11 protein-coding genes are annotated in these 14,167 nt (G+C 60.5%); 10 read left to right on the forward strand and 1 reads right to left on the reverse strand.

What is annotated here, in order from left to right; translation table 11 throughout:
- The first annotated feature begins 246 nt into the window (after window positions 1-246).
- From ACESMZ_RS10125 to ACESMZ_RS10145, 5 genes are all read left to right on the forward strand, one after another.
- Window positions 247-1,452: a 3-oxoadipyl-CoA thiolase gene (locus ACESMZ_RS10125; RefSeq protein ID WP_372958829.1), complete on the forward strand. Its 1,206-nt coding sequence runs from the start codon at window positions 247-249 to the stop codon at window positions 1,450-1,452.
- 108 nt (window positions 1,453-1,560) lie between these two features.
- A complete protein-coding gene (locus ACESMZ_RS10130) occupies window positions 1,561-2,730 on the forward strand; it encodes an acyl-CoA dehydrogenase (protein ID WP_372972562.1) in 1,170 nt (389 codons plus the stop codon).
- 415 nt (window positions 2,731-3,145) lie between these two features.
- Window positions 3,146-4,342 carry an acyl-CoA dehydrogenase family protein gene (locus ACESMZ_RS10135; protein WP_372972563.1) on the forward strand — a complete coding sequence of 399 codons (1,197 nt, stop codon included), beginning with the start codon at window positions 3,146-3,148 and terminating at the stop codon, window positions 4,340-4,342.
- Between the two features lie 10 nt (window positions 4,343-4,352).
- Complete coding sequence (locus tag ACESMZ_RS10140) at window positions 4,353-5,495, forward strand: acyl-CoA dehydrogenase family protein (protein WP_372972564.1); 1,143 nt, start codon at window positions 4,353-4,355, stop codon at window positions 5,493-5,495.
- Between the two features lie 208 nt (window positions 5,496-5,703).
- The gene (locus ACESMZ_RS10145; protein WP_372972565.1) at window positions 5,704-6,471 is read left to right on the forward strand and encodes a class II aldolase/adducin family protein; all 768 of its coding nucleotides are present in this window, start codon (window positions 5,704-5,706) and stop codon (window positions 6,469-6,471) included.
- A gap of 56 nt (window positions 6,472-6,527) precedes the next feature.
- Here the strand turns inward: ACESMZ_RS10145 and ACESMZ_RS10150 are convergent, their stop codons facing one another.
- Window positions 6,528-7,268 (reverse strand): enoyl-CoA hydratase-related protein, encoded by a 741-nt coding sequence (locus ACESMZ_RS10150; protein WP_372957674.1) that lies wholly within the window; start codon window positions 7,266-7,268, stop codon window positions 6,528-6,530.
- 103 nt (window positions 7,269-7,371) lie between these two features.
- On the opposite strand from ACESMZ_RS10150, the gene ACESMZ_RS10155 reads away from it, so the two are divergent.
- The 5 genes from ACESMZ_RS10155 to ACESMZ_RS10175 all read left to right on the forward strand — a co-directional run.
- On the forward strand, window positions 7,372-8,826 hold the full coding sequence (locus ACESMZ_RS10155) for an amidase family protein (RefSeq protein ID WP_372957673.1): 1,455 nt from the start codon (window positions 7,372-7,374) through the stop codon (window positions 8,824-8,826).
- Window positions 8,827-9,086: 260 nt separating this feature from the next.
- Entirely contained in the window at window positions 9,087-10,127 is a 1,041-nt protein-coding gene (gene dctP, locus ACESMZ_RS10160; RefSeq protein ID WP_372957672.1) for a TRAP transporter substrate-binding protein DctP, read from the forward strand.
- Window positions 10,128-10,229: 102 nt separating this feature from the next.
- The gene (locus tag ACESMZ_RS10165; protein ID WP_372957671.1) at window positions 10,230-10,784 is read left to right on the forward strand and encodes a TRAP transporter small permease subunit; all 555 of its coding nucleotides are present in this window, start codon (window positions 10,230-10,232) and stop codon (window positions 10,782-10,784) included.
- Window positions 10,781-12,091: a TRAP transporter large permease subunit gene (locus ACESMZ_RS10170; RefSeq protein ID WP_372957670.1), complete on the forward strand. Its 1,311-nt coding sequence runs from the start codon at window positions 10,781-10,783 to the stop codon at window positions 12,089-12,091. The genes ACESMZ_RS10165 and ACESMZ_RS10170 overlap by 4 nt, the downstream gene beginning before the upstream one ends.
- A 277-nt stretch (window positions 12,092-12,368) precedes the next feature.
- Window positions 12,369-14,167, forward strand: a 1,799-nt coding sequence (locus tag ACESMZ_RS10175; protein WP_372972566.1) for a methyl-accepting chemotaxis protein, incomplete at its 3' end; no start/stop codon positions are given.

Raw genomic sequence — 14,167 nt, forward strand, 5'->3', positions numbered from 1 at the left:
ACTTCCCCGGATACCGGGTGGCGATGTGTGCGGCCCCGACAGCTTGCAATTGCCCATCGGCCGGATTAATCTTTAGCCACCCTGAAGTTTGGATAAAATTCAGTTTCGCTTGATGAAACTACATCATCATTTTTGCCAAGACAAGCGCCCGGCATTTTCCGTTATCATAGGGCGGCACAAACTGGATTTTTTATTCACCGCCCGGAAGGGTGACTTCCCCGGCGGATTATCAGCACAGGAGAGAACATGAGCGCCTATATCTACGACGGCTTGAGAACCCCCTTCGGACGCCACGCCGGCGCCCTGGCCAAGGTACGCCCGGACGACCTGCTGGCCAGTGTTATCAAGGCCGTTATCGAGCGCAACGGTTTCGAGCGCAGCGCTTACGAAGACGTGATTGCCGGTTGCACCAACCAGGCTGGCGAAGACGCCCGTAATATTGCCCGCCACGCAGGCCTCATGGCCGGCCTGCCGGTGGAGGCCGGTGGCCTGACCGTCAACCGCCTGTGCGGCTCCGGCCTTGCCGCCATCATTGATGCCGCCCGTGCCGTACGCTGTGGCGAAGGCGAGCTGTTTATCGCCGGCGGCTCCGAGAGCATGAGCCGCGCGCCCTTCGTTATGGCCAAGAGCGAAGCGCCCTACTCCCGCGACTTCCGTATGTTCGACAGCACCATTGGCGCCCGCTTCCCCAACCCGCGCGTGGAAGCGGAGTTCGGCAACGACACCATGCCGCAGACCGCTGACAACATTGCCAAAGACCTGGGGCTGACCCGCGACAAGGTCGACGAGTTCGCTGCCCAGAGCCAGGCCCGCTATGAAGCCGCCCGCAAGCTGGGCTTCTATGACGAGGAAATCCTCGGCATCGAAGTACCCCAGGGCCGTAAGAAGCCCCCGGTTACCGTGGACCAGGACGAGCACCCGCGTCCGCAGTCTGACCTGGCCGCCCTGTCCAACCTGCGCCCGCTGTTTGAAGGTGGTGTGGTAACCGCCGGCAACGCCTCCGGCGTCAACGACGGCGCCGCGGCGCTGATCATCGGCTCCCTGGAAGCCGGCGAGAAGGCCGGCATCAAGCCCCGCGCCCGTATCGTCTCCGCTGCCATTGCCGGCGTTGAGCCCCGGGTGATGGGTTACGGTCCGGTACCGGCCAGCGAGAAAGCCCTGGCCCGCGCCGGCCTGTCCATCAAGGATATGGACGTGATCGAAATCAACGAGGCATTCGCTGCCCAGGTGCTCGGCTGCACCACCAAACTGGGCATCGACCAGACCGACCCGCGCCTGAACCCCAACGGTGGCGCCATTGCCGTAGGCCACCCGCTGGGTGCTTCCGGTGCCCGGATCGCGCTGACGGCCACCCGTCAGCTGGAACGCATGGAAGGCCGCTACGCCCTGATCAGCATGTGCATTGGCGTCGGCCAGGGGATTGCCGCCGTTATCGAGCGGTATCAGGACTGATCCCTAACCATAAGGGCGGCCGGGCTCCGGCCCTGCCGCCCGCACCAAACCCCCAACAGGGCGGCGCCGAGTGCCGACACCGCCCGCCAGCACTTCAGGAGACACACTATGGCTTCCGCTCCCTGGGACGACCTGCTTCAGTTTGACAAGCAGCTTGACGAAACCGAACGCCAGGTTCGCGACAGCATTCGCAGCTTCTGTGACCAGCGCCTGATGCCCGGCATCACCGAGGCCAACCGTCACGAGAAATTCGACCGCAGCATCTTCAACGAGATGGGCGAGCTGGGCATGCTCGGCGCCACCCTGCCGGAAGAATACGGCGGCCCGGGCCTGAACCACGTCTGCTACGGCCTCATCGCCCGCGAAGTGGAGCGTGTGGACTCCGCCTATCGCTCAGCGCTGAGTGTGCAGTCTTCCCTGGTTATGTACCCGATCTTCTCCTACGCCCGTGAAGAGACCAAGAAGCGCATCCTGCCCAAGCTGGCCTCCGGCGAGTGGGTTGGCTGCTTCGGCCTGACCGAGCCCAACCACGGCTCCGATCCGGGCGGCATGGAAACCCGCGCCAAGAAGGTCGACGGCGGCTACCTGCTGAGCGGCTCCAAGACCTGGATCACCAACGCGCCGATTGCGGACGTGTGCGTGGTCTGGGGCAAGCTGGATGGCAAGGTCACCGGCTTTATCATCGAGCGTGAAGGCGCCAAGGGCCTGGACACTCCGAAGATCGAAGGCAAGTTCTCTCTGCGGGCTTCCGAAACCGGCTCCATCTTCATGGACGAGGTCTTCGTACCAGAAGAGAACAAGCTGGACGTGGAAGGCCTGAAAGGCCCTCTGAGCTGCCTGACCAAGGCCCGCTACGGCATCAGCTGGGGCTCCCTGGGCGCCGCCGAGTTCTGCTGGCACGCCGCCCGCACCTACACCCTGGAGCGCCAGCAGTTCGGCAAGCCCCTGGCTGCCAACCAGCTGATCCAGAAGAAGCTGGTAGACATGCAGACCGAGATTACCCTGGGCCTGCAGGCTGTACTGCAGCTGGGGCGCATGATGGACGCTGGTGAAGCAACGCCGGATGCGGTGTCCCTGCTCAAGCGAAACAACTGCGGCAAGGCCCTGGACATCGCCCGGGTATCCCGTGACATGCACGGCGGTAACGGCATCTCCGACGAATACCACGTCATCCGCCACGTCATGAACCTGGAAGCCGTCAACACCTACGAAGGCACCCACGACGTTCACGCCCTGATCCTGGGCCGTGGCCAGACCGGACTGCAGGCGTTCAAGTAACACCAGACGCAGTACCGTTGAGAAAACAGGGCCTTCGGGTCCTGTTTTTTTGTTTTGGCGGTGTGGCATAAGGTGGTTGGGGCACCGGACGAGCAAAATGTGCCCCGATCCACTAGAATGATACCGCCTGTTCCAATGGCCTCCGCCTGCCGGCATCAATCTTGCCGCACCTCTTTCTGATCGATTTTGATCAACCTGTTTCACCAGGCGGACCCAATCCTACAAAAACGACCCTGGCCTGCCGGCCCGACAAGCCGGACTCACCCTCACCAGGCCTCACAGGCACACTGGAGTAACGCACCTGCCGGCCCTGCTCGGGGCCCGGGGAATTGACACGAAAAAGGCGTTCCTCCATCATATGTATATTCTGCTATGCGGTATATGTTTTCGCTAGAACGAACCGAGAGGTTGATTCATGAACATGAACTACACGGCTGAAGAGCTCGCCTTCCGCGACGAAGTACGCGCTTTTCTGGACGAAAAACTGCCGGCTGATATCGCTGCCAAGGTCAAGGGCTTCCGTCGCCTGACCAAGGAAGACCACCAGCGCTGGCAAAAGATCCTCAGTGCACAGGGCTGGTACGCTACCCACTGGCCGGAAGAATACGGCGGTGTGAAGTGGACCCCGGTTCAGAAGCACATCTGGGACGAAGAGTCCTGCGCCTACGGCGTACCCCGCTCCATTCCGTTCGGCGTGAACATGGTAGCCCCGGTTATCATCAAGTTCGGTAACGACGAGCAGAAGCAGCAGTACCTGCCCCGCATCCTGTCCGGTGAAGACTGGTGGTGTCAGGGCTATTCCGAGCCGGGCGCCGGTTCTGACCTGGCCTCCCTGAAGACGCGGGCGGTACGTGACGGTGACCACTACATCGTCAACGGCCAGAAGACCTGGACCACCCTGGGCCAGCACGCCAACATGATCTTCTGCCTGGTGCGCACCAACACCGAGGTGAAGGCCCAGGAAGGCATCTCCTTCCTGCTGATCGACATGAACACCCCGGGCATCACCGTACGTCCGATCATCACCCTGGACGGCGAGCACGAAGTCAACGAAGTGTTCTTCCAGGACGTCAAGGTGCCCGTCGAGAACCTCGTCGGCGAGGAAGACAAGGGCTGGACCTACGCCAAGTACCTGCTCACCTACGAGCGTACCGGCCTGGCCGGCATCGGCCTCTCCAAGGCGGCCCTGTCCCACCTCAAGCAGCTGGCCAGCCGCCGCCTGAAGAACGGCAAACCACTGCTGGAGGACCCCACCTTCAGCCAGCGCATTGCCCAGGTTGAAATCGACCTGATGGCCGCTTCGATCAGCAACCTGCGTATCATCGCGGCCGTGGAAGGCGGTGGTGTACCGGGTGCCGAAAGCTCCATGCTGAAGGTCAAGGGCACCGAGATTCGCCAGGCCATCAATGACCTGGCCCGTCGCGCCATTGGTCCCTACGCGATTCCGTTTGTTGAGGAAGAAATGAGCTACGACTACGACGGCGAGTTCCTGTCTGACGAGAACGCCGCCCCGCTGTCCGCTCAGTACTTCAACAACCGCAAACTGTCGATTTTCGGCGGATCCAACGAGATCCAGAAGAACATCGTATCCAAAATGATTCTGGGACTATAAGGAGGCGACCATGGACTTCACTCTGAGCGAAGAGCAGCAGATGTTGCAGGACACCGTGGCGCGTCTGGTCCGCGGTGAGTACAGCTTTGAAAAGCGCCTGGAGTTCAGCGAGACCGAGCTGGGCTTCAGCGAGGATTTCTGGAAACAGCTCGGCGAGCTGGGCCTGACTGCTGTCCCCTTCCCCGAGGAACTGGGCGGCTTTGGCGGCGGCGGTGTTGAAATCCAGTCCGTCATGACAGAACTGGGCCGTGGCCTGTGCCTCGAACCCTACCTGCAGTCCGTAGTGCTGGGCGGCGGCATTCTTGGCCAGGCCGGCAACGACGAGCAGAAAGAAAAGTACCTGGCTGGCGTAGCCGCCGGTGAACTGAAAGTGGCGGTTGGCCTGCAGGAGCCGCAGGCGTTCTACAACCAGAACGAAGTTGCCACCAAGGCGGAGAAGTCCGGCGACGGCTACACCATCAGCGGCCGCAAGGCGGTTGTGATCGGCGGTCACTGTGCCGACCTGATCATTGTGTCTGCCCGCACGTCCGGTGATGTGAACGATGCCGATGGCATCAGCCTGTTCGCCATCGATCCGAACGCCGAGGGCGTTGAGCGTCGCACCTACCCCACCGTCGATGGTGCCAAGGGCTGCGATGTCTTCCTGAACAACGTCAAGGTAGGCGTCGACGCCCTGCTGGGCGAGGAAGGCAAGGCCGCTGACGTTATCGAATACCAGACCGGCCGCGCCATCGCTGCCCTGTGCGCCGAAGCCGTGGGCTGCATGGAAGAAGCCAACGAACTGACCCTGGAGTACCTGAAGCAGCGCAAGCAGTTCGGTGTACCCATCGGCAAGTTCCAGGTGCTGCAGCACCGCATGGTCGACATGATGTCCGAGCTTGAGCAGGCCCGTTCCATGGCCATCCTGGCTGCCAGCTATGCCGATGCCGAGCAGAGCGACGAGCGTCGTCGCACCCTGGCCGCGGCCAAGAATGTGATCAACCGTGCCGGCCAGTTTATCTCCGAGAAGGGCATCCAGTCCCACGGCGGTATCGGCATGACCTGGGAATACAGCTTCGCCCACTACGCCAAGCGCCTGGTCATGATCGGCCACCAGCTGGGCGACGACGACTTCCATCTGGAACGTTACGCGTCTCTGCTGCAGGCCAGCTAAGCCGGTAAAACCGGTAGAAAAGAACCTGTCGGGTCTCTCCTCCAGTTGGAGAGCGTTCGGGGCGGCCCCACAAAGGCCGCCCCTTTTTTTGGGAGCCCGCCTGACGAGATTTCCTGGCATCACTTTTACAGGCTACACTGTCATCCACCCCCGAATAACAGGGAGCCCGAGAGCGTCCCGATATCCAACAACAAGAGGATCACGCAGTATGAATGCATCCAACATCACCGGCACCAATACCATGGATACCGACGAACTGAAGAAGGCCGAGTGGAAGGTCCGTACCGAGCTGGCTGCCGCCTATCGACTGGTCGCCCTGTATGGCTGGGAAGACCTGGTGTTTACCCATCTGTCTGCGCGGGTACCGGGTCCGGACCATCACTTCCTGATCAATCCCTACGGCCTGCTGTTCCACGAGATCACCGCATCCTCGCTGGTTAAAGTGGACAAGGAAGGCCAGGTGGTGGAAGCAGGCGGTATCGACCGGGTCAACCCGGCGGGCTTCACCATCCACAGCGCCGTACACATGGGCCGCGAAGATGCCCACGCGGTCATGCACGTGCATGCCGCCGACAGTGTTGCCGTATCCGCCCACAAGGAAGGCCTGCTGCCCCTGAGCCAGACCGCCATGCTCTGCCTGGATCACCTGGCTTACCACGACTATGAAGGCGTTGCGCTGAACCTGGACGAGCGGGAGCGACTGATCCGGGATATCGGCGACAAGAACATGCTGATGCTGCGCAACCACGGCATCCTGACCGCCGGTGGCTCAGTACCGGAGTGCTTTACCTATCTTTACTTCCTGATGAAGGCCTGCGAGATCCAGGTGCGCACACCGGCACCCTATTGCCTGCCCTCACAGGAAGCCATCGAGACCACCCGGGAGCAGTCCCAGTCACTGGGCAAGGCTGCGGCCCTGACCTGGCCGGCGCTGATCCGCCTGCTGGACAGCAAGAACCCGGGCTACGCGGTCTGACCGGCAGTGAAATGAAAGGGGCAGCCTTACGCTGCCCCTTGTCACTTCTTTTATAGCTACTTCTTGCCCATACGCGCCAGGGCAGCGTGGCAGTCCTCAGAGCGCAGCCGCTCCGAGAACACCTCACGCTCCCGCTCCAGGGCATCCTTGGTCATGGCCTTCCACGGGGCCTTCATCAACCGCTTGCTGGCCCTGAGGGCTTCACGGGGCTTGCCGGCGAGCTTTTCCGCCGCTGCAAAGGCTTCATCCAGGGCTTTACCGTCAGCCACTGTGCGGCTGATAAGGCCGATTTCCGCCGCTTCGGCAGCGCTCAGCACATCTCCCATCAACAACAGGTCCGCCGCCTTGCGGGCGCCCAGATGGAGCGGCATGGTCACGGTGGAGGCCGCTTCCGGTACCAGACCCAGGTCCACAAACGCGGTCTTGAAGCGGGTAGACTCACCAGCATAGACCCCGTCTACATGCAGCAGCATGGTGGTTCCGATGCCGATGGCCAGACCCTCCGCTGCAATCAGTACCGGCGTGTCACAGTTCATCAGGGTTTCAATGAAAGCCAGACCGGCGGACGGCTTGGGATTGGTATCTGTAGCGCGGGCCCGAAAGTCATCCAGGTCATTGCCGGCGGTAAACACACCGCCGTCACCACTGATCACAATGGCATTGACGGATTCATCCGCCGCCGCCTGTTCCACCCCTTCAGCCAGCGCCGTATACATATCCCGGGTCAGGGCATTTTTCTTCTCGGGACGGGAAATCAACAGGTGAACAAAGCCATTCTTTTTTTCAGTCTTGATCATGGAGCCTCCAGGCGGTATCAAAATTTCGAAATACTGTTTCACAAAACGACCGGATATTCTATGTTCGTGACTCCCACACGAAAACAACCACAATGGAGAAACCATGGACTTCCACAAGCTACCAGCCTTTGAGCTGGCCCGGGGCATCAAGGCCCGCGAATACACCAGTGAACAGGTGCTGGACCACTTCCTGGAGCGTACCCGTCGCTATAACCCGGCCCTGAACGCCGTCGTCGTATTAAAGGAAGCGCAGGCGAGGGAGCAGGCGCAGGCTGCAGACACCGCCGCCGCAGAGGGCCGTGACCTGGGCCCGCTCCATGGCGTACCCATGACCATCAAGGAAACCTTCGAAATCGAGGGCTGGCCCACCACGGCAGGTCACAGGGGCTACCAGGACCACATCTCTCCCCGCACCGCCGTCGCGGTGCAGCGGCTGCTGGATGCCGGCGCCATTGTCTTCGGCAAGACCAATGTGCCGGAATTTGCCGGTGACCTGCAGTCTTTTAATGAGATCTACGGCACCACCAACAATCCGTGGAACACCAGCCTCACCCCGGGCGGGTCATCCGGTGGCGCTGCGGCAGCCCTGGCCGCAGGCCTGACACCGCTGGAACTGGGCAGTGATATCGGCGGCTCCATTCGCACCCCGGCCGCCTTCTGCGGCATCTATGGCCTGAAGACCACTTCCGGGCTTGTCCCCATGCGGGGCCATGTACCGGGCGCGCCCGGCAGTGTAGCCAAGCGGGATATGGGTGTGGGCGGCCCGCTCGCCCGGCACCTGGATGACCTGGAGGCAGAACTGGACCTGCTGGCCGGCCCCGATGATGACATGGCCCCCTGGCAGGTGAACCTGCCCCCGGCCAGCGGGAAATCCCTGGAGGAATACCGCTTCGCCACCTGGCTCAATGACGACTGGGCGCCGGTAGACAACGAAGTACTGAGCGGGCTGGTGAGTTTCTGTGACGGACTGAAATCCCTTGGCGCCCACCTGGCAGACGCCCAGCCGGACGGCCTGACCCTGGAGAAGAACCACCGCCTCTATTACCACTTGCTCGGTGGCGTCATGAGTCAGGGTCTGCCGCAGAAGGTTCGGGACCGCCTGGCAAAACTGGCGAGCGAAGAAGGTGACGATTATCCCCACCGCTTTGCCCGCGGTGCGTTGCAAAGTCACGGCGAATGGCTGCAGAAGGACGAGGAACGGGCAAAGCTCCAGCGCACCTGGGCCCGTTTCTTCGAAGAGCAGGACTTGCTAATTTGCCCGGTGACCAACACCCTGCCGTTTCCTCATGATCAGGAAACCTCAGCCATGGCCCGTACCCTGACCATAAATGGCAAGGAGGAGCCGTACCTGGATGTGACCGTCTGGGCCGGCGTAGCCATGGTGGTGGGACTGCCCGCCATCAGCTTCCCCGTAGGCTTCGGTGACGACGGCCTGCCCCGGGCGGTCCAGATTATCGGTCCCGCCTGGAGCGAGAAAACCCTGATCGACGTGGCACGACAGGTCCAGGCCCGGCTGTTCCCCCAGGGCCTGCCCTGGCCGAAGCTGGATAAGGGCTGAACGGCGGATTCTTCTGTCCTGCAAGACAAAATCCCTTGCATAAGCTATCTTTTCAGCTGGGCCCGGTGGTCGTTGTTCCGCCACCGGACCTTGCGGCGACTGGCCGGATTACTACCAATCGCCAGACGACTGGTGTTGCAAACGCTCGCTCGAATGCGATAAATTTGGGAAACGCGGATCCGTTCTGCAGTCACAAGTTTCGCCTGATGAAATAGCGATAGCCGCTCCCCACAGGAAAACAACAAAGAGGTCTAGTAGTGATGCTTACTAACGCACGCAAGAAACTTACCGTATTTGCCTCAGCGCTCACCCTCGGTGTCTCCGCCGCCCTGGCCGCCGCTCCCGCTGCCGCACAGGACACCATCACCTGGAAGGTCCAGTCTCACTGGCCCGGTGCCTCCAGCTCGTTCAAGGACAGCCTTGGCCGTCTGAAGGACGTGCTCGCTGAACGTACCGACGGCAAACTGGAGCTGGAGCTCTACGAGTCCGGTTCTCTGTTCAAGCCGACTGAAACTTTTAACGCCGTCAGCCGCGGCATTCTGGAGATGGGTACCATTTCTCCGGCCTACGCCCAGGACAAGATCAGCCTGGCCGGCGTAGCATCCGGTCTGCCCCTGGCTTTCCAGACCCCGGCCGAAGCCGCCTATTTCCATATGAACATGGGCTTTGAGGAAATGCTCCGGGAAGAAGCCGCTGAGCACGGCGTCTACTGGGCAACCGACAAGGTCTATCAGACCGAGATGGTCGTCAAGAACCCCATCGAGAGCGTTGAAGATCTGCAATCCCTGAAGATCCGCTCTTCCGGCGCACTGGAAAAGTTCCTCGATGAAGCCGGTGCTGCCACCTCCTACATCTCAGGCGCTGAGCTGTACTCTGCACTGGACTCCGGCATCGTTGACGGGGCCCACTGGGGCGCCGCCCAGGGCGCCTACAGCATGAGCCTCTATGAGGTAGCCAAGTACCACGTGAAGCCTTCCCTGAACGTGGCTGGTACAGACGTGATCATCGTCAGCCAGAAAGCCCTGGACAAGCTGCCTGCTGAAATGCAGGAAATCGTCAAGGAAGCCCTGAAGGAACAGTTCTGGGTGCGCACCAACGAGTACGAGCACAAGGAAAAGGTCACCCTGCAAAAAGCCGTTGCCGAAGAGGGTGTGGAAATCAACAACCTGCCCCAGGATGTTATCGACCACATGACCGAAGCCGCCCAGGTTATCTGGGACGAGGAAGCCGAGCGTAGCGACAACTCTGCCAAGGCAGTAGAAATGGTGAAGGACTACCTGCGTCAACTGGGTCGTCTGTAACAAGGCCCGCAGGCAAGAAACCGGGCCTTCCCCAGGGAAGGCCCGTTTTTTTAGTGAACATAACCTGAAACCGCAAGTTCGTCTTGCGCCGGAGGCAACACCATGCGTGCCATCAGTGCATTCATGACCGGAATCACCCGACTGAACGATGTGATCGGTCGCTGTTTTTCCTTCCTGGTAATCTTTATGTTCCTGTTCCTCCTGATGGAGGTCGGGTTCCGGTATGTGCTGGGATCCCCTCTGGCCTGGACCAGCGAAATGACGCAATACCTTTTCGGTATCTATTCCATCATGGCCGGTGGCTATCTGCTGGCACACAACGGCCATGTGAACGTGGACCTGTTCTACAACAAGTTCAGCGTACGTGGGCGGGCTTTCATTGACCTGTTCACATCCATCATCTTCTTTATCTTTATCCTGGCCCTGCTCTACTTCGCCTACGACATGGCCCAGGAGTCCATCGGCATGTGGCAGACCTCCAATTCCAGCTGGAATCCCCCCATCTGGCCGGTCAAGCTGTTCATGCCCATCGCGGCATTCCTGGTGCTGCTTCAGGGTATCGTGAAGCTCCTGCAGGACATTGCCATCGCTTTCAACCTGAGCTATTACCAGCCCCCTGCGGAAGACGAGCCCCACCACACGGAGGCTGATGCATGAGTACCGAAATCCTGACCCTGCTGTTCTTCGGCGCCCTGCTGTTCTTCCTGATGCTGGGCCTGCCCCTGGCCTTTGTGCTGGGCGGTGTTTCCGTCGTATTCCTGTACTTCACCTGGGGCTTCGACTCTTTCTACATGGTCGCTTCCCAGATCTGGAGCACCATGGGCAGCTTTACCCTGGTGGCCATTCCGCTGTTCGTATTCATGGCCATGATCCTTGAGCGAACCGGCGTCGCCCGGGACCTCTACCGGATGATGTCACTATGGGTAGGCGGACTGAAGGGCGGCCTGGCCATCGGCACGCTGCTGATCTGCGCCATATTTGCCGCCATGGTGGGCATCAGTGGTGCCGCGGTTGTCGCCATGGGCACCATCGCACTGCCTTCCATGCTGGCCCATGGCTATGACAAGAAAATGGCCTTGGGAGTTATCAATACAGGTGGTGGCTGGGGCATCCTGATCCCCCCCTCCATCCTGATGATCCTGTACGCCCTGATTACGGGTGTCTCTGTCGGCAAGATGTTTGCCGCCGGTATCCTGCCGGGCGTCCTGCTGATGGTGCTGACCGCTATTTACATCATCGGCCGGTGCTACCTGCAGCCGCACCTGGCACCGGATGTTCCCAAGGAGGAGCGGGGCACATGGCCCGAGAAGCTCCGCGCACTGCGGGCCGTTCTGCTCCCGATCCTGGTGGTATTCATGGTGCTCGGCTCCATCATTGGCGGCATCACCACGCCCACCGAAGCGGCCGCCATGGGTGTTCTGGGATCGCTGATCTGTGCTGCTGTGTACCGTGCACTGAATTTCGAGCTGATCAAGGACGCTTCGATCCGCACATTCAAGCTCACCGGCATGATCATGTGGATTCTGTTCGCGGCTCACGCATTCAGCTCCGCCTATCAGAGCATGGGTGCCCAGAGCATGATCCAGGGCTTCATGCTGGATATTCCGGGCGGGCCATGGGCGGTCATCATCACCATGATGATCATCACCTTCTTCCTGGCCATGGTGCTGGACCCGGTGGGTATCATGCTGATCACCCTGCCGGTATTCATCCCCATCGTGCAGGCGCTCGGATTTGACCCGATCTGGTTCGGTATCCTGTTTGTGATCAACATGGAGATCGGCTACATGACGCCACCCTTTGGTTTCAACCTCTTCTACCTGAAGGGAATAGTGCCAAAGGGCATCACCATGAAGGATATTTACAGCTCGGTGATTCCTTTTGTCGTCGTGGAAATCATCGGCCTGATACTGATCATGATCTTCCCGGAAATCGCCACCTATCTGCCCGACCTGTTCTTCTGACGGCAGCAACGTCCGAAAACGCCGGTACCCGCAAGGGACCGGCGTTTTTTTGTTCCCGATGGTTAGCAAATCGTTACCAAAACCCTACCGAAACTGTCTTGAGCTGCAGCCCTGCCTGACCTTAACTGGCTTCCGGGCTGGCCCTGACCTGACTGAAGCCGCTGCTTGCCCGGATTCGCGGGCTTCCCGACTGCCCTGACCCTAAAAAAATTGCCCGGGCGGCCGATAACCCCTACATCATCCGATTCACCAATAAGAACTCTTGCCGGAGCCGCACATGCGTCTGCAGAAACTCTCCACTCTCAATCTCTCCCTGGGCATGAAAATGGCCTCGGGATTTGCCCTACTGATCCTGCTGACCATTCTGGTGGGCGCCACCGGCTATATCGCCCTGGATCAGTTCGGCAACCGGGCAGGCATTGTCGCCGACACGGCCGCCATTGAGGCTGACCTGCTGCAGGCGAGACAGAACGAAAAGAACTTCCTGATTCGCAGCGAACAGGACTATGTGGACGAAGCCATTCGCCAGACCAGGCAGGCATCCGAACGCGCCGGCAAACTGGAGAATCAGCTGGCAGAGCCGGAAGACCGTGCCCGCGTTGCTGAAATTCAGCAAGGTATCCGCGAGTACGACGAGCAACTGAAAGAACTCGTGGACGTCAGGGCGCTTCGCAACCAGCGACTGGAAGAACTGGAACTGGCAGTTCGGGGCGTGACCGGCGGCTTTGCCTCGGAGGACAGCCTTTATGCCACAAACGCGGCTATCCAGCAGATGCGTCGTAACGAGGGTAACTTCCTGGTGGAAGGCGATCCAGAGGCGGTAGACCGTTTCCGGTCTTCCGGTGAACGGGCCATACGTACTGTTGACTCCTCGTTTCTCGATAAAAATGTCAAGGCCGCCCTGAAGGACCTTTTGGTTCGCTACGTTGAGGTGTTCAACAAGGTGGTTGAGGCAGAAAACGAAACCAATGAGCTCCAGGAGCGGATGGTCGGTACCGCCCGGGACACACTCTCAGCCGCCGTCGGGTTGCAGGAAGCACAGCAGCGAAAAATGGAGGATGAGCGGGCCTTCGCCTCCATGGTCATTATCGCCGTAGTTCTGGTTATCGTTGTACTTGGCGCCGCCATCTCGTGGCTACTGACCCGCAGCATCACCCGCCCGATCCACCAGGCGGTCGCCCTGGCAACCCGCGTGGCAGACGGTGACCTGCAGGAAGTCGTCACCAGCAATCGGGGTGACGAGCTGGGGCAGCTGCTCACAGCCCTGGGAGCCATGGTCACAAGCCTGCGGGAGCTGGTGCGTCACATCAACGCAGGCGCAACCAATATTGCATCGTCCGCCGAAGAGCTTTCCACGGTCACCGCCGAGACCAGCCAGGGCGTTGTCCAGCAACGGGATCAGACCGACCAGGTGGCCACGGCAATGAATGAAATGGTGGCCACCGTGAACGACGTGGCCCGCAGTGCCGAGGAAGCCTTCAGTGCGGCCAATACGGCCAATGAGAAGGCCACGGCCGGTGAGTCCGCCGTTGAGGAAACCCTGTCCTACGTCAGCGAGCTGAATACCCAGGTGGAGCAGGTGGCGGAACGCTTGCGGGGGCTTCAGAAAGACAGCGAGAACATCGGCACGGTGCTGGATGTGATCAAGTCTGTCGCCGAACAGACCAACCTGCTGGCGCTGAACGCCGCCATTGAGGCGGCCCGGGCCGGTGAGCAGGGGCGTGGTTTCGCAGTCGTCGCCGACGAGGTCCGTTCCCTGGCCCAGCGTACCCAGAGTTCAGCTTCCGAGATTGAAACGCTGATTTCCAACCTGGTGAACAGCACCGAGGATTCGGTAACCACCATGGAGCGGGGCACCACACTGGCCGGCCAGACCCTGGACAGCGCCCGTACCACGGGTGAGACCATTCGGGAGATTGCGGCAGCGGTGGGCAATATCAGCCAGTACAACAGCCAGATCGCCACGGCGGCAGAGCAACAGACCTCGGTGGCGGAAGACATCAACCAGAACGTTACCCAGATTCGCGATGTGAGTGATCAGTCCGCCACGGCGGCCGAGCAGATTTCCAGTTCCAG

Origin of the sequence: Marinobacter sp. (genome assembly GCF_041690615.1) — a bacterium.
Taxonomy (GTDB): domain Bacteria; phylum Pseudomonadota; class Gammaproteobacteria; order Pseudomonadales; family Oleiphilaceae; genus Marinobacter.

Coding starts and splice junctions, on each gene's coding strand:
- ACESMZ_RS10165 (WP_372957671.1), top strand. CDS start 10,230: ATGCGTGCCATCAGTGCATTCATGACCGGAATCACCCGACTGAACGAT.
- ACESMZ_RS10140 (WP_372972564.1), top strand. CDS start 4,353: ATGGACTTCACTCTGAGCGAAGAGCAGCAGATGTTGCAGGACACCGTG.
- ACESMZ_RS10125 (WP_372958829.1), top strand. CDS start 247: ATGAGCGCCTATATCTACGACGGCTTGAGAACCCCCTTCGGACGCCAC.
- ACESMZ_RS10155 (WP_372957673.1), top strand. CDS start 7,372: ATGGACTTCCACAAGCTACCAGCCTTTGAGCTGGCCCGGGGCATCAAG.
- ACESMZ_RS10150 (WP_372957674.1), bottom strand. CDS start 7,268: ATGATCAAGACTGAAAAAAAGAATGGCTTTGTTCACCTGTTGATTTCC.
- ACESMZ_RS10170 (WP_372957670.1), top strand. CDS start 10,781: ATGAGTACCGAAATCCTGACCCTGCTGTTCTTCGGCGCCCTGCTGTTC.
- ACESMZ_RS10145 (WP_372972565.1), top strand. CDS start 5,704: ATGAATGCATCCAACATCACCGGCACCAATACCATGGATACCGACGAA.
- ACESMZ_RS10130 (WP_372972562.1), top strand. CDS start 1,561: ATGGCTTCCGCTCCCTGGGACGACCTGCTTCAGTTTGACAAGCAGCTT.
- ACESMZ_RS10135 (WP_372972563.1), top strand. CDS start 3,146: ATGAACATGAACTACACGGCTGAAGAGCTCGCCTTCCGCGACGAAGTA.
- dctP (WP_372957672.1), top strand. CDS start 9,087: ATGCTTACTAACGCACGCAAGAAACTTACCGTATTTGCCTCAGCGCTC.